This is a genomic window from Dyadobacter sediminis (assembly GCF_005860765.1).
Taxonomy (GTDB): domain Bacteria; phylum Bacteroidota; class Bacteroidia; order Cytophagales; family Spirosomataceae; genus Dyadobacter; species Dyadobacter sediminis.
In genome coordinates this window covers 1-19,935 of record NZ_VCEI01000009.1, presented here as the reverse complement: position 1 = coordinate 19,935, position 19,935 = coordinate 1, and the positions used below count along the sequence as shown (strand labels likewise).

Here is a 19,935-nt window from a genome sequence, read left to right as displayed (position 1 = left end):
ACGAGGTTTTTCTTACAAATGTCCGGAAAACGGCGTTAGTAAACTACGCTTTTAGTTTTGAGGCATAATTTATACACTGTTCTATACGAAATTTCCAGTTGCCTTGAAATAGGGTTCTTCTGGTCCGCCAACCCGGTCCCAACCGCAGCGGCGGCCAATGAGTTAGTTTACTCTGTTTGACTATTTGCACATAGTTTTTAATCTTCAAAAATATATTTAAGCAAATACTTAAATACTGTTATATTTGCCCAAATATTAGTGGCAGATATGGAAGATGTAGAAAAAGAGTCAGATCAAATTAGTAGCTGCATCCGTTTGTTCGCGGATCAAGAGCAGATCCAACTATGCAAGGAAACCTTAGACGAAAATGAAGACGCTTTTACCAGGTTAGCGCAGGTTTATGCGCTTGCTGGAAATGAGGCCCGGCTTAAAATACTTTATCTTATCCAGCAGCAGAACGAGCTTTGTCCTTGCGATTTGAGTGATATTTTGCAAATGACCGTCCCTGCTATTTCTCAGCACCTGCGAAAACTGAAAGATGCCAGTTTAGTACGTACCAGAAAAACTGGACAAACTATCTTTTATTCGATCATACCTGATCAGGCCAGTATCATCGGTCAACTATTTGTTGATATCCCCAGTCAAGAAAGTGTAGCCTTATGAAAGCGTCCAAAATCACCGCTAATGCCAGCATACTAACTGCATTGGCAAGTTCTGTTTGCTGTATCACACCATTATTGGCCATGGTGGCCGGGACAAGCAGCTTGGCAACCACTTTTGATTGGATTGCGCCTGCGCGTCCTTATTTTATTGCTGGAACCGTATTGATTTTGGGTTTTGCATGGTATCAGCAGTTAAAACCCGCTTCCGAAGACTCATGTAATTGTGGACCTGAAAACAAACCATTTATGCAAACCAAAAAGTTTTTAAGCCTGGTAACCCTTGCAGCAGTACTTCTGATTGCCGTCCCAAGTTATTCAGGACTGGCCTATCAGCAAAAGCAGGAAGCACAACAACCGGTTTCCAAAACAGACCAAACAGCCTATATAAAAATTAAGGGAATGACCTGTGAAGGGTGTGAACATCATGTTAAACAGGAAGTTAATAAGTTAAAAGGCATACGGCAGGTTCAGGTCTCGTATAAGAATGGCAATGCAACGGTTAGATATGATAGTAAGAAAACGTCACTGGCAGAAATTAAAAAGGCAGTCGACGCTACTGGTTATAAAGTTGTTGAAACAAACTAAGCAGTTATGAATTTAATATTGGAATCCATACTTACTTGTCCGCATTGCGGCACCCGACGCTTGGAAACAATGCCTGTTGATGCATGTATGTACTTTTACGAGTGTACAAATTGCAAAACATTGTTAAAGCCTGCTTCCGGTGACTGCTGTGTTTTTTGCACTTATGGAACCCAAAAATGTCCCCCGATACAATTGAATAAGTCGTGCTGTGCTTGAACTAAATGATATCAGTATCTATGAAAATGAAGAAAACGATCCCAGCTCTTCCTGTTAAAAACATTGACGAATCCGTTAAATTCTATTCTGAAAAGTTAGGTTTTACAGCACCTTATTATGACGATGGCTTTGCAAAAGTAGTCCGGGACGAAATTGAAATCCACTTGTGGGCATCTTCGGATGAAAGCTGGAAGAATAAAGGCTTATCCCTGGTAGCAGATCCAATTTGCAGTGGGGCTGAAAGCTTTCTGGCAGGCACGGCCAGTTGCCGGATTGAAGTCCAGGGTATTGATGAGTTGTACGAAGAATATAAAAAGCAAGGTGTAATTTATGATATTGACACTGTTGTACAAGAGCAGCCATGGGGAGACCGGGAATTTCCGGCACTAGACCACCATCGCAATCTGTTAACTTTTTATGAGGAGATTTAGAAAAGCCAAGATCATCATTGATGCTAAATTAACGCGGTTAAAGAGTATCCTTCGCTTTGGATAGGTAGTTGTAAACTGTTCCATAAGCTATTCCTAGTTGTTTAGAAATCTTGTTCATTGATAATCCTTGCTTTTGCAAATCAAAAATTTCATTCTGTCGATCCATTGATATAGTTGGCCGTGAAATACGTTTTCCTTGTGCTTTTGCCCTTGCCATACCGGCTTTAACCCTTTGGCTGATCAGTGAGCTCTCAAATTGGGCCAGAGAAGCCATCACATGAAATATCAGCTCACCAGTCGGCGTGGTGGTATCAATATTTTCCTGATAGGAGATAAAATCTATTCCCATACTCTGAAATTCCTTCATGGCATTGACCAGTGCCTGGGTTGAGCGGGCAAAGCGGTCATACCGCCAAACCAGGACTACATCCAGCTTTCTCTTTCTGGCCGCTTCCATCATCAATTTATACTGGACCCTGTCTTGGGTTGTTCCGGAAGCGTAGTCTATAAATTCTCCCATGACTTCAAAGTTTCGTCTTTGGGCGTAGTCCCGTAACTGGTCCAGCTGGGTCTGTGGATCCTGCCCTTTATCCAGAGTAGATACTCTGGCATATAGTGCTACCCGTTTGGCCCGATTGTTCTGTTTTTTCATTTAATTGCTTATCAAAAAGGAACTCCTTTACAAATATACTTTTTAACGCTTAAAAACAGGCTTTAAACCTATTGCAGACGGGGTGAATTTTGATACCCTTTTTGATAGCCCCATTTTCATATGGCATCACGATTTTTGAACCAATCCCAGCGTGAACGTTACGAAAAGGTCCCGACAGAAATATCAGAATATGACCTGATGCAATTTTTCCAAATCACGCGGCAGGACAATATTTTTCTTAAATCGTTCAGAGGGGAGCACAACCGGCTAGCGATCGCACTCCAGATTGGGATTGTCCGGTTCATGGGTTTTCTTCCAGACAAATGGCAGCAGCAGATCCCGGCAAATGTAGCTGCCATGGTAAGTAGGCAACTGGATTCTGATATTGAACTGTTATTAATATACGGGCAACGGGATAAGACCAGAACGGAGCATTTAAATGTAATCTTAAAATATTTGAAATTCCGCCGGTGGCAGCCCCTGGATGAAATCTGGCTTTTGCCCTGGCTGCTCGATAAGGGGATGGAACATGACAACCAGCCGATATTGCTCAGGCAAGTGTGTTTAAAACTGGGGCAGGAAAAAATTATGAGGCCGTCTATTGGGACATTGGAAAGGATTGTTGGTAGCCTGGATGAACAGCTGCACCAGGAAACCTATCGAAGGCTTAGTTTGCTGCTGACCGAGGAAATGAAGGCCAGGCTGACGCAAATAGTCGAATTGGACGATACCGGCGGCATCACTTTGCACCGTTGGCTTTGCCAAGTCCCCACCAGCAATACGCCCAGGGCTATTAACCAGACGTTGGAAAAGATCAATTTTTTAAAATCATTAAACGTCCATGAATGGGACTTATCGGTAATAAGCCTAAACCGCAGAAAAAGGCTGGCCCAAATAGCCAGGAATGTTTCTAACAAGTATCTACAGCGGATGAACGCTACAAGGCGGTACCCGATTTTAATTTGCTTCCTGTATGAGAGCCTGATAGATACCAATGACAAGGTGTTGGAAATGTTTGATGATTATTGGGAGCACATTGTCAACGGATCAAAAAAGCAACTCGACACATATCAGCAGACCTTGTTCAAATCACAGAACGAGGCGATGAAAACCCTGTCCCAGACTGTTAGTATTATCATCAATGACACCATTACAGACGATCAGCTCCGTACCTGTATTTTTGAAATATATCCAAAGGAAATGCTCAGGGAGGCATTACTGGTAACCGGGGCTGCTCTTCGCCCAGCCAGGCAAACTTACTTATACTATCTGAACAACTACTATACAACCTTAAAACAATTCACCCCTAACCTTCTTAAAACCATTGACTTTCAAATTGCCCATTCCAAAGATGGCTTTCTGGGTGTGCTTGATATTTTGACCGGGTTGCAAACGGGCAAAAGAAGAAAACTGCCTGATGACGCGCCGATTGATTTTATAACGCCTTCCTGGAACAAACTGATTTTTGAAAACGATCAGCAACAGCCGGAAGCCCTTCCACAACGCCAACCTTACGAATTATGTGCCCTGGCCAACTTGCGGGACCGGCTCCGTGCGGGCGATGTATTTATCAATATCTCCCGAAAATATGCCGACTTTAACTCGTTGCTTCTTTCAAATGTGCAGTGGGAACTGCTACGACAGGATTTTTGCAATCAAATGTCAATGCCAACTCTTCCCACCGAGCGTATCGACCAGCGCTTGCAAGAGCTGGAATCACTGTTGAAACCGCTGGATGAGCTCTTGAATGCGGGTGGAGAGATCCGGCTTGAAGAAGGCATCCTGGTAGTGCCTGCATTGCCGGCAGAAGATGTACCCTTTTCAGCAAAAGCACTCCGGGAACAAATCAATCAACGGCTCCCGAAAGTCAACATCACAGATATAATTAAAGAAGTGGATGCATGGATAAATTTTTCCGAACATCTTCATGGATTGGAAAATGAACCGCGTAACCAGGAACACCAGTCTATTTTATATGCGGCTGTTTTTGCATCCGGATGTAATATTCCTCTGTCGGATTTGGCTAGGTCTTGTGAGATTGATTATCAAACGCTTTGGTGGACAAGCAATAACTATCTCTCAGAAGAGAATCTTAAAAAAGCCAACGATGCACTTGTTAACTTTCATTATCAACAATGGTTGAGCGGCTATTGGGGCGGGGGCACACTTTCATCCTCGGACGGGCAGCGGTTCCCGACCAGCGGGAAAATCCGGAATGCGAAGGCGCTCCCCAATTATTTTGGTTACGGTAAGGGAATTACCTTTTATACACATACCTCGGATCAATATAGCCAGTATGGCAGCCGGAGCATTTCGTCCACCGAAAGGGACGCCACTTACGTACTTGATGAAATTATAGGCAATGAAACCGATTTGACAATACTCGAACATACAACCGATACGTCAGGATATTCGGACCTAATCTTTGCGCTGTTTGATCTGCTGGGTATGGATTTTTGTCCAAGGATCCGGGACATAAAAGATCAGCGGCTGTGTAAAATCAAGGATCGGGAATGGGAATACCCTGCTTTGAAATTCACCGGTCGTGTTAATCCTGATTATCTCAAACAACATTTTGACGAACTTCTCAAAGTCGCAGCTTCCATTAAATCAGGGCGTGTAACCGCTTCATTGCTAATCTCTAAGCTTCAATCGTACCCGCGCCAAAATAACCTGATGTATGTTTTGCAGGCTTATGGCCAGCTGGTAAAAACCATTTTTATCCTTAAATACCTGCTTAGCATGCCTTTACGTAGAAAGATCAACACACAGCTGATCAAAGGAGAGCAGCTGCACAACCTAAGACTTTATCTTTGGTTTGGCGGCGATGGGATTGTACGCAGAAAACAAGAAGAACAACAGCAAAAAGTGGTCAGGAGCTTGAACCTGATCACCAATATTGTCCTGGTATGGAACACGGTTTATATACAAGAAATTATCAAAGAATTACACCAGGAAGGATATCCGATAGATGAAAATGACTTTGAATTTATCTCTCCTGCTCCATTTGCCCATATCAACCGGTTGGGAAAATACTCCTTCAACACAAACCCGGATCTTGGAGTCAATGGCTTACGGCCTTTGAGAAAGCCAAAACTAAATACATAGTTTACTAACGCCGTTTTCCGGCTATTTGTAAGAAGAACCTCTTCTTGGTTCTTCTTTATTGCAGGCCAGTAATAGGCAACAAATTGTCAGATATACAATGATTTTCATAATACCCGGTTTAATGGTTTTTGTTAAGAAACGATTTTTGATCAATTGGTTGCAGCCCTTATTTACTACTAACTCTCTATGCCTGTAGCAGATAATCCGGTTCTGTGCGACACTGTGCGCCAGCCGCCAGGCCGGCCAAAATCCGGCTGAGAAGCGCCTCAAATAACCGTCTTGCAAGTCAATGTAGCACTTTGGTGCTCTTGATTGAATTAATAAAACATTCTATTTAGTGCAACAGAATGCAACATGTTGTAAATTGTGGCAATGCAACAGCTTGCAACATGGCCAAAATAAGCATATCAGAAGCATCTAGACTCACTGGAAAGGATCGAAGTACACTGCACCGACACATAAAATCAGGCAAATTAAGCAAGATTATGGACGGAGGTGTTCCTTTTGTAGATACGAGTGAGTTAGCTAGGGTATACTCTTCATTCAAAGCGCCTATTGCAGTGCAACATGATGCAAAGGTGTTGCAAAATAGTGAGATGCGGCAGGCTGCAACAGGGGGTGTGGCGGTCGATGCAACAGGAGAAATCGAGCTGTTGCGATTGAAATTGCAACATGCTGAAGAAAAAATGGCTATTGAAGAAAATCGTCGCCGTGAATCGGAGCATCGTGAGCGAGAGGCCAGAGAAGAAATCACTCGCCTACTAAATATTGTCGAAAAACAGACCTACCTATTGAATGCGGCGTCAGGGCAAGATGCCCTTCAGAAGGAGCTTTTGGAGAACGAACCTAAAAAAGGGTGGCTGCATCGACTTTTTAATTAGATCAGTACTCTTCTCCCATAGCAGCCTTGCCCACGCGAATCCACACCGCATTACAATACTTGGTCTTGTCCTGGATTTCTTTCCCTTTTAGTTGCCATTCGTAAAGGAGCTTATTTGCACGCTCCATTCCGATAGCTTTTGCATATCGGACGATATTGGGATCAGTCACCTGCCAGGAACGCAGCCGTAGAAGTACGTTTTTATGCTCGTCAGAGAACTCAAACCACTCCTTGGGTATATTCTTCGCCTTGACTTTTTTGAGACGAAATTCAAGTGCAATAATGGGCTTGCGGCCGCGACCATGTGAATACTTGTCTAAAATTGGCTCGTATGTAAAAGCGAGATCTGTACTTTCAAGCTCTTGTAATGGTTCTGTTAGAGTTTTTTTAAGCATATCATGCTGGTTAGGGTACTTTTGATCACAATCCATGAGTTTTCGGAATTCATCAATATTCACCCACCATATTCCGGTATCTGTAAAGGCAGAAAGAAGCTCAAACATTCGGAGGCTGTACCAGCTGCTGAAATGCATGTAGTGTTTTAGTTCATAAATGCTATAGTGGGCTAGTGCAATGAAATATGGCTTCAATGTAGGGTTTAACACTATTGTTATTTGCCCATCTCGATAAGCGCATTCAAAACCATCTACGCTAATTGACTTTGTCGTATCTAGTAAGTGTCTGAATGCGAAATACTTAGTTTTTATATCCTCTATCAGCCACTTTAAATCAGTCAACTCATCGAATGCCTTTTTTACTTTGGCGTGGAAATCAGAATCTGTCGGTGGAACAACGTCAGAAATATGCATTTGATAGTATGGGCGCAGATCGGAATCATCTTCTTTAATCATAGCCAATACATTGGCCATGATTCGCTTGGCGTATATAGACACTTTTCGCTGTCTAGCAAAGGTTATGTTCCAGTGCTGTTTTACGTATGATTTTGCCTCTTTTTCATTGAAAATTAAAGGCAGAGTCATTTGGGCTGTCTCTCGTTTATCCTTCTTCTTAGCCTTGGCCATACTGTATAACGCATATGAATCTGACTTTCAAAGATGTTAATAAAAAACGACATCGAAAAATCTTTGACGTTTATTCCGTACCAAAAGTCGTTTTATTAAATTGGCACCATTAATTAAACGATATATGAAAACAAAAGTCGTTTTATTCCGTACCAAAAGTCGTTTTATTCCCTAGATATCCGTACCAAAAGTCGTTTTATTCCGTACCAAAAGTCGTTTTATTCGAGAAGTACATATATACAATACTATATTGTTTTACTACTATATAGTTTATCGAGCAAAAAGCTGCTTTTAAGATCAAATTGCTTGGTTTTCCTCCCACAAGGGGCGGCCTGCGTCGCTACGCGCACGCTGCTTCTTTGAGAGCTAGGAATTGGAAATAAGCTGGATTGAAACAGAACTTACCATCCGGAGGCAATAATGGGAGGACGGGGCGACAACTAAAAAGTTAGTTTGTTGTAATATTCTAATATTTTATAATATTTTAATGCATTTACTATGAGATTTATTGAAATAACAAGCAGCGACTTCAGAAAACAGCAAAGACATTACTTCGAGTTGGCTGATAAAGGTGAAAAGGTTGTAATTACCAGGGGAACCAAGCAAGCTTATTTACTTGAGCCTGTATCTAAGGATGACCTATATTTCACTCCTGAGATGATCCAGCAAATCAAAGGTGCCCAACAAGAGATCAAGGAAAGGAAGGTTACATCCTTCAACAGTATTGACGAAATGAATAAGTTCTTTGATTCTTTATAAATGTTATAACCTTTTTAATTATTTTTACTTGAAAAAAATGTAATTGTTATAACATATGAAGGCTAATATTATCAATATTGGGAATAGCCAGGGGATTATTATCCCTTCGATGCTATTGCGGAAGTTAAACCTGTCGTCCAAGTCGAGCGTCCAACTGGAAGTTGAAAATGGATCAATCGTCATTAAGCCGGCTCCACGACAAGGATGGGCAGAAGCAGCCATTGAGATGCATGCTGCCGGAGATGATGAGCTACTGCTCGATGATGCTGTGACCGATTTTGACAAGGAGGAGTGGACATGGTAGTGAAACAGTACGATGTGTATTGGATCTCATTGGATCCTACGCAGGGAAGTGAAATTGCCAAAACTAGACCGTGTGTAGTGGCCAGTCCTGATGATTTGAACCGGTCATTACGGACAGTGGTCGTAATACCGATTACATCTACCACCAAAAGTTACCCCTGGCGTGTGGCCTGTACAGTTAAAAACAAGAATGGGTCAATCGCGGCCGACCAGATCCGTGTTGTTGACAAGACTAGGTTAGGCGGCAGGATAGGGGCCTTGTCAGTGACGGAAATCAAGGAATTAAAGCAGGTGTTACAGGAAATGCTGGTAAATTAATATACAGATAAAGAGTATTTTACAAATTATGATCCTGACCAAAACTCGTTTTATTCGAGAGAGAATGGTACTGATATTTTTGAAAAAAGGTTAACATGATAAACTTGCATCCATAGTATATCAACGATACCAAAGACAATAAGTCGATGGTCGTGCTGTCAATACAGGAGTTTGAATTACTCATGGAAGAATTGGAGGAGCTAAAAGATACCCGCCTGTATGATAAAGCCAAGAAAGCGGATACTGGCGAACGAATGCTTTTTCTGACTATCTAAACAGCAGAAGCAAAAGTATATAGGTGAAATTGAGATTTTCATCCTGACCAAAACTCGTTTTATTCCTGCCCATCTGTTCGACATCTGTCGATTATATGTCCAATATCCGCCCAATTCCAACCTAACTGTGCAGCATCTGTTCCTGATCTGTTGTATATCTGTGCATCAGGTACAATTTCCATGAATGCGCGCATTTTGACGACAAACAGAAAGGAGCTATCTTGCCTATATGATATAGGTGGACTCACTCCACCAGTGAAAAACCTTTAACCCTTCGGGCCGGTTATTTCACTGGTTTCGTTTCGGCGGGAGAGCCCGCACCCCAACTTATCCCAGACCAACTATGGCCTATGCAATCCTGAGAGTAACCAAGATGAACAGTATGGGAAGTATAGGCGGCAAAGATTCGCATGAGCTTCGCCAACGGGAAACCTTAAACGCAGATCCGGAGCGCGCAAGCCTGAACCGGCAGGTGATCGGCACCGTAGCCATTGATGATGTCAAGGAAAGACTAGGCATCACCGGTGTTCCAATCCGAAAGGATTCCGTTTTGGCCATTGATGTATTTGCCACGGCCAGTCCGGAGTTTTTCACACGGAACCATCCAGACGATATCCGCTGTAAGGAATTTCAAAGAAGCCTGGTTGATTTCCTGTACAAGGAGTTTGGCAAGGACAATGTTGTTAGCTTACGGGCGCATCATGACGAGACCAGCCCACACTGGCATGCTACCATTGTACCCATAAGGGAAAAGACAATCAAGGTCGGCCGGCAGGTTAAAACAGAGCGGACAGAAAACCGTCTTTGCGCCAAAGATTGGCTGGGCGGTGACCGGCATACGTTGAGTAAACTGCAGACCCGTTTTGCCAATGAAATGAAACACCTGGGGCTTGAAAGAGGCATACAGGGCAGCCAGGCCAAGCACGTTGCAGTCAAGCAGTTTTACACCTTAGCCCAGGAAGCCGTCACGAAAGCAGAGAGTATACAGCAGCACTTCCCACGGATCAATCCGGAGCAGTATGCTGAGAAAGTAGAGAAGCCGGGGTTTTTTGAAGGGACAGAATCCTTTGCCAAGAAATCAGTTACGAATGCGATCAACCAGCTTTCTACGGATATCGAGAAAGTAAACCTGAGCATTAAGCAGGCCAGGCAAAATGAATTAAATAAAACGGCTGTGCCTGCTATTAATGCACTGGCACAAAAGAGTGATACCCGGCAGAGCCAGGCAGAAAAAGCACTCTTAACACTAGGCTACCGGCTTGATCAGCATGGCGGGCTAGTGAACATAGAGGAAGAGCGAAAAAACGCGCTCAGGGGCTCGATCTTACATGTGCTGTCGAATTGTACGTCTCTGCAATTATTTCGTCAGGAGCTTATCAAAAAAGGTATTAAACCAACATTGTCAGAAGATGACCAGGAAGTGGTTGGCAAGAACCGGTACAAAGTATTTCTTTTTCATGATGGAAAAGGGAAACCGATCTCATCCAGAGAGCTTGGGGCTGAGTTTATGGGCAGCAGTGTAGTTGGAAAAATAGAAGAGAATGTACAGGCTGAAAAGGACCGGGAAGCTATTGCCAAATCAAAAATAGCGTACGAAACAACTATAGCAAAGAGCTTTGTGCATCATAAAGGCAGTGCCACCGAATTTTCCAAGTACCTAAAAAGTCTACAGCCTGATGACATTGAAGAAATTAGCAGGAAAATTGGAAGGGATCAGGGAGTAATTGGGGTTGAGTATATCCGACATCGACTTCAAGTTGATATTAATAAAAATGAGCTTCAGTTAGCAGCTGACCGAGATAGTCTTCTGAGAGAAGGGTATGATATTGGTAGAAAGCCTGGGAAGAATTTAGGAATAGGATGATTTAGATGTAATTAACTAACATTGTTTGCCGAAACTGTCTGCTTAAAAGCACAGCAATAAGCTTTTAAGCAGACATTGTAGCCGGTACGAACGTTAGTTTGGTAAGTTTGCTATATTTGTTGATAACAAGTTAAAGTTAATGACAATTCTATATCCATTAAAAACTGTTACTGGATATAGCATAAAATAAATCTATAATGCTTTTTGAAGAATATTCGAATTTCGACTATAAATTTCCAGACCCACAATATCTAGGCGCTAAGCATACTCATCTGGCATGGATAAAAAGCCATATTCCAAAGAAGGTTAAAACTGCATTGGATGCTTTTGCAGGATCGCAATCTATTAGTTTTCTTTTTAAACAAATGGGTTTTAAAACGATAACTAATGACTTTTTAAACTTCAATCATCAAATTGGACTTTCTCTTATAGAAAATCGGGAAGAAAAAATAACAAAAGGAGATTTGGATATCTTGTTTAATGAAAATCACAATAGTCATGATTTTACATTAATTGAAGATGTATATACAAATGTATTTTTTGAAAAAGAAGATGCAAAGTTTCTTGATAATTATAGATCAAATATCCAACTACTTTCGAACATATATAAACAATCATTGGCGTTTACGATTATGAATCGTAGTATGACAAGAAAAGTAACTATGGGTCACTTTGGGCATACCCAAGCCTTAAAATATGCTAACGATCCAGAGCGAGTAAAACGAAACAGAAGCCTTGCTAGGCCAATAAAGGATATTTTTATAGACTTACTATCACAGTATAATCAAGCAGTCTTCGATAATAATCAAGAAAACAAAAGCTATAATCATAATATTCTGGATATAATACCACAAATTGATAACGTTGATCTTGCATATTTTGATCCACCATATTGTAATAGCCACGCAGATTATCAAAGTTTTTACCATTTGCTTGAAACATATACAGAATATTGGAAGGACAAGGATTTTATTAATGGTATCAAAAGATATGAACCTCAAAAGTTCAGCGGTTTTGATAAAAAAAAGGATGTCATTAATTCTTTTGATAAACTATTTAAACTATCGCAGGATATTCCTCATTGGATTATAAGTTATAATGATCGAAGTTTTCCAATCGTAGATGACTTAAAAAATATTATTTCTAAATACAAAGACGTTTCTGTTGAATTTAAATCTTATGGTAATGGTAGGGGTGGGAAAGGTAGCGTAGCTGGCAGTAGAGAAGTTCTGTTTGTTTGTAAGCCTAAAAAACAAATTTTTTTCAATAATGACTTAAATTTAATAGGAAATGAAAGATTTTAATTATTGGAAGAAATTACATGAGACAGAACATTTAGAAGAGTTTAGTAAAGACAGTGTTGGTTTGTTGTGGTTGAAAGTAAAGTCAATAGTTCGAAAGGAGCTTATTACTGAATTTGCCAAAGACTATGATATAGAACTGGCTGAGACAAGCTTAAGTAAACAATTTGTTGAGTTATTTAACCTTTTAAGTAGCAATAGCATTGATGAATCTCATCAAAAACTAAATGATTACATTAGAAAAACAAACCTCTCTCAATTACAGAATTTAGATACCCAACAATTAGTTTCTGAATTATATAAATTAAGAAACTTTGATTGGGGTGGAGACTATCAAAACGCTTTGGATAAATACTTAGTAAGTAGGTACGTAAAAGTGTTAAAATCTTATGACACGTTAATGTCTAAATTTGAAACAGAAATTAATGTTGCGGTTCAAGGGTATGTTTTAAATAGCTGGTATAATCATTGGTCAAGTATTCTTATTGAGCATATATTTAAGTCTCACAATGCAGTTCTACCCACAGTGGGACAAATTAAAAGTGTTGATTTTTTTATTAATGACATTCCGTTCGATTTAAAGGTCACTTATTTACCAGCAGAATATATCAAAGAGAGACGTGCAGAGAAAAAATTACCAGTTGAGTTAACTTTTTTAAAGGCTAAAGCTAGGGAGGCAAAAATATATTTTGATAAGGATGCGAAGCCTAATGAAATATATTACGAAATAACTGAAAAGATGAAAGACAAAGGCGATGAGTTTTGCCTTGCAGTCTTAGATACAATAAAGTCTGAAAAATTGGAGATCTTAAATGAGGTTCAGGAAAACCCTAAGATCCTTTCTAAATGGCTTTATGAAAATCAAGGGGATATGCGTTTTGGTTCTGAAAATAGGTTATTTCTTGTGTTAGTTGATACTAATGATTTTTCAAACTCATGGAAATTAAAAAGAGACTTAGCTTTATTGGAGCCAACGATTTTTGATTATCTTAATAATTTTCAATATGACTCAAGTAATGCAGATGAATTACTCATACAATATAATTTTCCGAAAACATCTCAGACGGAATATCAGTCTTTGGCAGACATTATATTTGTAGTTAAGACTTAGTATTATCGTCTTGTTTGTTAGCAATGCTTTTTTGATATTTTATTGTTACTAAACGTTAGTGTACTCAGTAATATATACTAGGTAAAGTACAATGCTTTATTTGCATAACAAAGTAGGTGATCACATAACAAAACCTAGAATTGGTTTCTAAAGTTTTCATAACGGATTTTATGTTAAATGAGAAAACACAGATCAAGAGGCTGAGCAGCTTTTGAAAGAAGTTCTTCGATTAGTACAAAGAGGCGGGACTTTTTGTCGGTTCGTTCCGGAGCAGCAGTTGTATTAGGACTTTATGAAGGAGTGCTGCTATCCGGTCAACGGCGTTTCCGGATAGCAGCACTCTTTATAGAGTACAGTTGTCTGGACAATGACCAGGCCATTTCGGGAAATGTTCTATTTAATTTTCACTGATTCTATAATCTGCGTGAACGTCTTTTCATTCCTGGTTCTGCCGAAAAGCGTCAATCTAACTACCCCTAAATTATAATAGATCCCGATCAAGCCTTCACCAGGTTTTCTTGGTTTTACCATTTTTGTTGGGTAACCATTCCGATTACCTTCTGTGATGATATGCGTTTTTTCTGTTTCAGCAGTAAATCGATAAGAATACATACCATAATCGTAAGCCAAGGTGTCCTTGCCATCAGTAACGCCTCCCACTTTAGAATCATAGCCCTGGGCACTGAATTCTTTCCATTTTGAAGGTGCTTCAAGTGTAAACGTGTCAAAATCGAATGTCTTCCATTCGCTTCTTGAGGTTTTTCTTACAAATGTCCGGAAAACGGCGTTAGTAAACTACGCTTTTAGTTTTGAGGCATAATTTATACACTGTTCTATACGAAATTTCCAGTTGCCTTGAAATAGGGTTCTTCTGGTCCGCCAACCCGGTCCCAACCGCAGCGGCGGCCAATGAGTTAGTTTACTCTGTTTGACTATTTGCACATAGTTTTTAATCTTCAAAAATATATTTAAGCAAATACTTAAATACTGTTATATTTGCCCAAATATTAGTGGCAGATATGGAAGATGTAGAAAAAGAGTCAGATCAAATTAGTAGCTGCATCCGTTTGTTCGCGGATCAAGAGCAGATCCAACTATGCAAGGAAACCTTAGACGAAAATGAAGACGCTTTTACCAGGTTAGCGCAGGTTTATGCGCTTGCTGGAAATGAGGCCCGGCTTAAAATACTTTATCTTATCCAGCAGCAGAACGAGCTTTGTCCTTGCGATTTGAGTGATATTTTGCAAATGACCGTCCCTGCTATTTCTCAGCACCTGCGAAAACTGAAAGATGCCAGTTTAGTACGTACCAGAAAAACTGGACAAACTATCTTTTATTCGATCATACCTGATCAGGCCAGTATCATCGGTCAACTATTTGTTGATATCCCCAGTCAAGAAAGTGTAGCCTTATGAAAGCGTCCAAAATCACCGCTAATGCCAGCATACTAACTGCATTGGCAAGTTCTGTTTGCTGTATCACACCATTATTGGCCATGGTGGCCGGGACAAGCAGCTTGGCAACCACTTTTGATTGGATTGCGCCTGCGCGTCCTTATTTTATTGCTGGAACCGTATTGATTTTGGGTTTTGCATGGTATCAGCAGTTAAAACCCGCTTCCGAAGACTCATGTAATTGTGGACCTGAAAACAAACCATTTATGCAAACCAAAAAGTTTTTAAGCCTGGTAACCCTTGCAGCAGTACTTCTGATTGCCGTCCCAAGTTATTCAGGACTGGCCTATCAGCAAAAGCAGGAAGCACAACAACCGGTTTCCAAAACAGACCAAACAGCCTATATAAAAATTAAGGGAATGACCTGTGAAGGGTGTGAACATCATGTTAAACAGGAAGTTAATAAGTTAAAAGGCATACGGCAGGTTCAGGTCTCGTATAAGAATGGCAATGCAACGGTTAGATATGATAGTAAGAAAACGTCACTGGCAGAAATTAAAAAGGCAGTCGACGCTACTGGTTATAAAGTTGTTGAAACAAACTAAGCAGTTATGAATTTAATATTGGAATCCATACTTACTTGTCCGCATTGCGGCACCCGACGCTTGGAAACAATGCCTGTTGATGCATGTATGTACTTTTACGAGTGTACAAATTGCAAAACATTGTTAAAGCCTGCTTCCGGTGACTGCTGTGTTTTTTGCACTTATGGAACCCAAAAATGTCCCCCGATACAATTGAATAAGTCGTGCTGTGCTTGAACTAAATGATATCAGTATCTATGAAAATGAAGAAAACGATCCCAGCTCTTCCTGTTAAAAACATTGACGAATCCGTTAAATTCTATTCTGAAAAGTTAGGTTTTACAGCACCTTATTATGACGATGGCTTTGCAAAAGTAGTCCGGGACGAAATTGAAATCCACTTGTGGGCATCTTCGGATGAAAGCTGGAAGAATAAAGGCTTATCCCTGGTAGCAGATCCAATTTGCAGTGGGGCTGAAAGCTTTCTGGCAGGCACGGCCAGTTGCCGGATTGAAGTCCAGGGTATTGATGAGTTGTACGAAGAATATAAAAAGCAAGGTGTAATTTATGATATTGACACTGTTGTACAAGAGCAGCCATGGGGAGACCGGGAATTTCCGGCACTAGACCACCATCGCAATCTGTTAACTTTTTATGAGGAGATTTAGAAAAGCCAAGATCATCATTGATGCTAAATTAACGCGGTTAAAGAGTATCCTTCGCTTTGGATAGGTAGTTGTAAACTGTTCCATAAGCTATTCCTAGTTGTTTAGAAATCTTGTTCATTGATAATCCTTGCTTTTGCAAATCAAAAATTTCATTCTGTCGATCCATTGATATAGTTGGCCGTGAAATACGTTTTCCTTGTGCTTTTGCCCTTGCCATACCGGCTTTAACCCTTTGGCTGATCAGTGAGCTCTCAAATTGGGCCAGAGAAGCCATCACATGAAATATCAGCTCACCAGTCGGCGTGGTGGTATCAATATTTTCCTGATAGGAGATAAAATCTATTCCCATACTCTGAAATTCCTTCATGGCATTGACCAGTGCCTGGGTTGAGCGGGCAAAGCGGTCATACCGCCAAACCAGGACTACATCCAGCTTTCTCTTTCTGGCCGCTTCCATCATCAATTTATACTGGACCCTGTCTTGGGTTGTTCCGGAAGCGTAGTCTATAAATTCTCCCATGACTTCAAAGTTTCGTCTTTGGGCGTAGTCCCGTAACTGGTCCAGCTGGGTCTGTGGATCCTGCCCTTTATCCAGAGTAGATACTCTGGCATATAGTGCTACCCGTTTGGCCCGATTGTTCTGTTTTTTCATTTAATTGCTTATCAAAAAGGAACTCCTTTACAAATATACTTTTTAACGCTTAAAAACAGGCTTTAAACCTATTGCAGACGGGGTGAATTTTGATACCCTTTTTGATAGCCCCATTTTCATATGGCATCACGATTTTTGAACCAATCCCAGCGTGAACGTTACGAAAAGGTCCCGACAGAAATATCAGAATATGACCTGATGCAATTTTTCCAAATCACGCGGCAGGACAATATTTTTCTTAAATCGTTCAGAGGGGAGCACAACCGGCTAGCGATCGCACTCCAGATTGGGATTGTCCGGTTCATGGGTTTTCTTCCAGACAAATGGCAGCAGCAGATCCCGGCAAATGTAGCTGCCATGGTAAGTAGGCAACTGGATTCTGATATTGAACTGTTATTAATATACGGGCAACGGGATAAGACCAGAACGGAGCATTTAAATGTAATCTTAAAATATTTGAAATTCCGCCGGTGGCAGCCCCTGGATGAAATCTGGCTTTTGCCCTGGCTGCTCGATAAGGGGATGGAACATGACAACCAGCCGATATTGCTCAGGCAAGTGTGTTTAAAACTGGGGCAGGAAAAAATTATGAGGCCGTCTATTGGGACATTGGAAAGGATTGTTGGTAGCCTGGATGAACAGCTGCACCAGGAAACCTATCGAAGGCTTAGTTTGCTGCTGACCGAGGAAATGAAGGCCAGGCTGACGCAAATAGTCGAATTGGACGATACCGGCGGCATCACTTTGCACCGTTGGCTTTGCCAAGTCCCCACCAGCAATACGCCCAGGGCTATTAACCAGACGTTGGAAAAGATCAATTTTTTAAAATCATTAAACGTCCATGAATGGGACTTATCGGTAATAAGCCTAAACCGCAGAAAAAGGCTGGCCCAAATAGCCAGGAATGTTTCTAACAAGTATCTACAGCGGATGAACGCTACAAGGCGGTACCCGATTTTAATTTGCTTCCTGTATGAGAGCCTGATAGATACCAATGACAAGGTGTTGGAAATGTTTGATGATTATTGGGAGCACATTGTCAACGGATCAAAAAAGCAACTCGACACATATCAGCAGACCTTGTTCAAATCACAGAACGAGGCGATGAAAACCCTGTCCCAGACTGTTAGTATTATCATCAATGACACCATTACAGACGATCAGCTCCGTACCTGTATTTTTGAAATATATCCAAAGGAAATGCTCAGGGAGGCATTACTGGTAACCGGGGCTGCTCTTCGCCCAGCCAGGCAAACTTACTTATACTATCTGAACAACTACTATACAACCTTAAAACAATTCACCCCTAACCTTCTTAAAACCATTGACTTTCAAATTGCCCATTCCAAAGATGGCTTTCTGGGTGTGCTTGATATTTTGACCGGGTTGCAAACGGGCAAAAGAAGAAAACTGCCTGATGACGCGCCGATTGATTTTATAACGCCTTCCTGGAACAAACTGATTTTTGAAAACGATCAGCAACAGCCGGAAGCCCTTCCACAACGCCAACCTTACGAATTATGTGCCCTGGCCAACTTGCGGGACCGGCTCCGTGCGGGCGATGTATTTATCAATATCTCCCGAAAATATGCCGACTTTAACTCGTTGCTTCTTTCAAATGTGCAGTGGGAACTGCTACGACAGGATTTTTGCAATCAAATGTCAATGCCAACTCTTCCCACCGAGCGTATCGACCAGCGCTTGCAAGAGCTGGAATCACTGTTGAAACCGCTGGATGAGCTCTTGAATGCGGGTGGAGAGATCCGGCTTGAAGAAGGCATCCTGGTAGTGCCTGCATTGCCGGCAGAAGATGTACCCTTTTCAGCAAAAGCACTCCGGGAACAAATCAATCAACGGCTCCCGAAAGTCAACATCACAGATATAATTAAAGAAGTGGATGCATGGATAAATTTTTCCGAACATCTTCATGGATTGGAAAATGAACCGCGTAACCAGGAACACCAGTCTATTTTATATGCGGCTGTTTTTGCATCCGGATGTAATATTCCTCTGTCGGATTTGGCTAGGTCTTGTGAGATTGATTATCAAACGCTTTGGTGGACAAGCAATAACTATCTCTCAGAAGAGAATCTTAAAAAAGCCAACGATGCACTTGTTAACTTTCATTATCAACAATGGTTGAGCGGCTATTGGGGCGGGGGCACACTTTCATCCTCGGACGGGCAGCGGTTCCCGACCAGCGGGAAAATCCGGAATGCGAAGGCGCTCCCCAATTATTTTGGTTACGGTAAGGGAATTACCTTTTATACACATACCTCGGATCAATATAGCCAGTATGGCAGCCGGAGCATTTCGTCCACCGAAAGGGACGCCACTTACGTACTTGATGAAATTATAGGCAATGAAACCGATTTGACAATACTCGAACATACAACCGATACGTCAGGATATTCGGACCTAATCTTTGCGCTGTTTGATCTGCTGGGTATGGATTTTTGTCCAAGGATCCGGGACATAAAAGATCAGCGGCTGTGTAAAATCAAGGATCGGGAATGGGAATACCCTGCTTTGAAATTCACCGGTCGTGTTAATCCTGATTATCTCAAACAACATTTTGACGAACTTCTCAAAGTCGCAGCTTCCATTAAATCAGGGCGTGTAACCGCTTCATTGCTAATCTCTAAGCTTCAATCGTACCCGCGCCAAAATAACCTGATGTATGTTTTGCAGGCTTATGGCCAGCTGGTAAAAACCATTTTTATCCTTAAATACCTGCTTAGCATGCCTTTACGTAGAAAGATCAACACACAGCTGATCAAAGGAGAGCAGCTGCACAACCTAAGACTTTATCTTTGGTTTGGCGGCGATGGGATTGTACGCAGAAAACAAGAAGAACAACAGCAAAAAGTGGTCAGGAGCTTGAACCTGATCACCAATATTGTCCTGGTATGGAACACGGTTTATATACAAGAAATTATCAAAGAATTACACCAGGAAGGATATCCGATAGATGAAAATGACTTTGAATTTATCTCTCCTGCTCCATTTGCCCATATCAACCGGTTGGGAAAATACTCCTTCAACACAAACCCGGATCTTGGAGTCAATGGCTTACGGCCTTTGAGAAAGCCAAAACTAAATACATAGTTTACTAACGCCGTTTTCCGGCTATTTGTAAGAAGAACCTCA

Annotated in this window: 20 protein-coding genes; 17 read left to right on the top strand and 3 right to left on the bottom strand. The window is 41.3% G+C overall.

The window, feature by feature from the left end:
- Positions 1 to 267: 267 nt before the first annotated feature.
- The 4 genes from FEM55_RS01055 to FEM55_RS01040 are packed head-to-tail and all read left to right on the top strand — an operon-like array spanning position 268 to position 1,894.
- Positions 268 to 663, top strand: coding sequence for an ArsR/SmtB family transcription factor (locus FEM55_RS01055; RefSeq protein ID WP_019991102.1), 396 nt, complete (start codon positions 268 to 270; stop codon positions 661 to 663).
- Entirely contained in the window at positions 660 to 1,247 is a 588-nt protein-coding gene (gene merTP / locus FEM55_RS01050; RefSeq protein WP_027303351.1) for a mercuric transport protein MerTP, read from the top strand. The genes FEM55_RS01055 and merTP (FEM55_RS01050) overlap by 4 nt, the downstream gene beginning before the upstream one ends.
- A 6-nt stretch (positions 1,248 to 1,253) precedes the next feature.
- Complete coding sequence (locus FEM55_RS25155; protein WP_083940642.1) at positions 1,254 to 1,463, top strand: GDCCVxC domain-containing (seleno)protein; 210 nt, start codon at positions 1,254 to 1,256, stop codon at positions 1,461 to 1,463.
- A 20-nt stretch (positions 1,464 to 1,483) separates the two neighbouring features.
- Positions 1,484 to 1,894: a bleomycin resistance protein gene (locus FEM55_RS01040; RefSeq protein WP_019991100.1), complete on the top strand. Its 411-nt coding sequence runs from the start codon at positions 1,484 to 1,486 to the stop codon at positions 1,892 to 1,894.
- 37 nt (positions 1,895 to 1,931) lie between these two features.
- Here the strand turns inward: FEM55_RS01040 and FEM55_RS01035 are convergent, their stop codons facing one another.
- Complete coding sequence (locus FEM55_RS01035; protein WP_019991099.1) at positions 1,932 to 2,546, bottom strand: recombinase family protein; 615 nt, start codon at positions 2,544 to 2,546, stop codon at positions 1,932 to 1,934.
- A 120-nt stretch (positions 2,547 to 2,666) separates the two neighbouring features.
- Between FEM55_RS01035 and FEM55_RS01030 the strand changes: the two genes are divergently transcribed.
- Both FEM55_RS01030 and FEM55_RS25095 read left to right on the top strand, forming a co-directional pair.
- Positions 2,667 to 5,654, top strand: a complete 2,988-nt coding sequence (locus tag FEM55_RS01030) for a Tn3 family transposase (protein WP_138279465.1) — start codon at positions 2,667 to 2,669, stop codon at positions 5,652 to 5,654.
- A gap of 389 nt (positions 5,655 to 6,043) precedes the next feature.
- The gene (locus FEM55_RS25095) at positions 6,044 to 6,535 is read left to right on the top strand and encodes a hypothetical protein (protein ID WP_188584540.1); all 492 of its coding nucleotides are present in this window, start codon (positions 6,044 to 6,046) and stop codon (positions 6,533 to 6,535) included.
- Between the two features lies 1 nt (position 6,536).
- Here FEM55_RS25095 and FEM55_RS01020 read toward each other — a convergent pair whose 3' ends face one another.
- Positions 6,537 to 7,556, bottom strand: coding sequence for a replication initiation protein (locus FEM55_RS01020; RefSeq protein ID WP_138279472.1), 1,020 nt, complete (start codon positions 7,554 to 7,556; stop codon positions 6,537 to 6,539).
- A 498-nt stretch (positions 7,557 to 8,054) separates the two neighbouring features.
- Between FEM55_RS01020 and FEM55_RS01015 the strand changes: the two genes are divergently transcribed.
- The 10 genes from FEM55_RS01015 (at position 8,055) to FEM55_RS00970 (ending at position 16,133) form a co-directional block, all read left to right on the top strand.
- Positions 8,055 to 8,315 (top strand): hypothetical protein, encoded by a 261-nt coding sequence (locus FEM55_RS01015; protein WP_138279471.1) that lies wholly within the window; start codon positions 8,055 to 8,057, stop codon positions 8,313 to 8,315.
- Positions 8,316 to 8,370: 55 nt separating this feature from the next.
- Complete coding sequence (locus FEM55_RS01010; protein WP_138279470.1) at positions 8,371 to 8,619, top strand: AbrB/MazE/SpoVT family DNA-binding domain-containing protein; 249 nt, start codon at positions 8,371 to 8,373, stop codon at positions 8,617 to 8,619.
- Positions 8,613 to 8,936, top strand: coding sequence for a type II toxin-antitoxin system PemK/MazF family toxin (locus FEM55_RS01005; RefSeq protein WP_138279469.1), 324 nt, complete (start codon positions 8,613 to 8,615; stop codon positions 8,934 to 8,936). Before FEM55_RS01010 ends, FEM55_RS01005 begins: the two co-directional genes overlap by 7 nt.
- Before the next feature lie 618 nt (positions 8,937 to 9,554).
- Positions 9,555 to 11,075, top strand: a complete 1,521-nt coding sequence (gene mobV / locus FEM55_RS01000) for a MobV family relaxase (RefSeq protein ID WP_138279468.1) — start codon at positions 9,555 to 9,557, stop codon at positions 11,073 to 11,075.
- Between the two features lie 197 nt (positions 11,076 to 11,272).
- Complete coding sequence (locus FEM55_RS00995) at positions 11,273 to 12,379, top strand: DNA adenine methylase (protein WP_138279467.1); 1,107 nt, start codon at positions 11,273 to 11,275, stop codon at positions 12,377 to 12,379.
- Positions 12,366 to 13,487, top strand: coding sequence for a hypothetical protein (locus FEM55_RS00990; RefSeq protein WP_138279466.1), 1,122 nt, complete (start codon positions 12,366 to 12,368; stop codon positions 13,485 to 13,487). The genes FEM55_RS00995 and FEM55_RS00990 overlap by 14 nt, the downstream gene beginning before the upstream one ends.
- A gap of 1,019 nt (positions 13,488 to 14,506) precedes the next feature.
- On the top strand, positions 14,507 to 14,902 hold the full coding sequence (locus tag FEM55_RS00985; RefSeq protein ID WP_019991102.1) for an ArsR/SmtB family transcription factor: 396 nt from the start codon (positions 14,507 to 14,509) through the stop codon (positions 14,900 to 14,902).
- Positions 14,899 to 15,486 (top strand): mercuric transport protein MerTP, encoded by a 588-nt coding sequence (merTP, locus tag FEM55_RS00980; RefSeq protein WP_027303351.1) that lies wholly within the window; start codon positions 14,899 to 14,901, stop codon positions 15,484 to 15,486. The genes FEM55_RS00985 and merTP (FEM55_RS00980) overlap by 4 nt, the downstream gene beginning before the upstream one ends.
- A gap of 6 nt (positions 15,487 to 15,492) precedes the next feature.
- On the top strand, positions 15,493 to 15,702 hold the full coding sequence (locus FEM55_RS25150) for a GDCCVxC domain-containing (seleno)protein (RefSeq protein ID WP_083940642.1): 210 nt from the start codon (positions 15,493 to 15,495) through the stop codon (positions 15,700 to 15,702).
- Between the two features lie 20 nt (positions 15,703 to 15,722).
- Positions 15,723 to 16,133, top strand: coding sequence for a bleomycin resistance protein (locus FEM55_RS00970; RefSeq protein ID WP_019991100.1), 411 nt, complete (start codon positions 15,723 to 15,725; stop codon positions 16,131 to 16,133).
- A gap of 37 nt (positions 16,134 to 16,170) precedes the next feature.
- Here the strand turns inward: FEM55_RS00970 and FEM55_RS00965 are convergent, their stop codons facing one another.
- Positions 16,171 to 16,785: a recombinase family protein gene (locus FEM55_RS00965; protein WP_019991099.1), complete on the bottom strand. Its 615-nt coding sequence runs from the start codon at positions 16,783 to 16,785 to the stop codon at positions 16,171 to 16,173.
- 120 nt (positions 16,786 to 16,905) lie between these two features.
- Between FEM55_RS00965 and FEM55_RS00960 the strand changes: the two genes are divergently transcribed.
- A complete protein-coding gene (locus FEM55_RS00960; RefSeq protein ID WP_138279465.1) occupies positions 16,906 to 19,893 on the top strand; it encodes a Tn3 family transposase in 2,988 nt (995 codons plus the stop codon).
- Positions 19,894 to 19,935 lie beyond the last annotated feature (42 nt).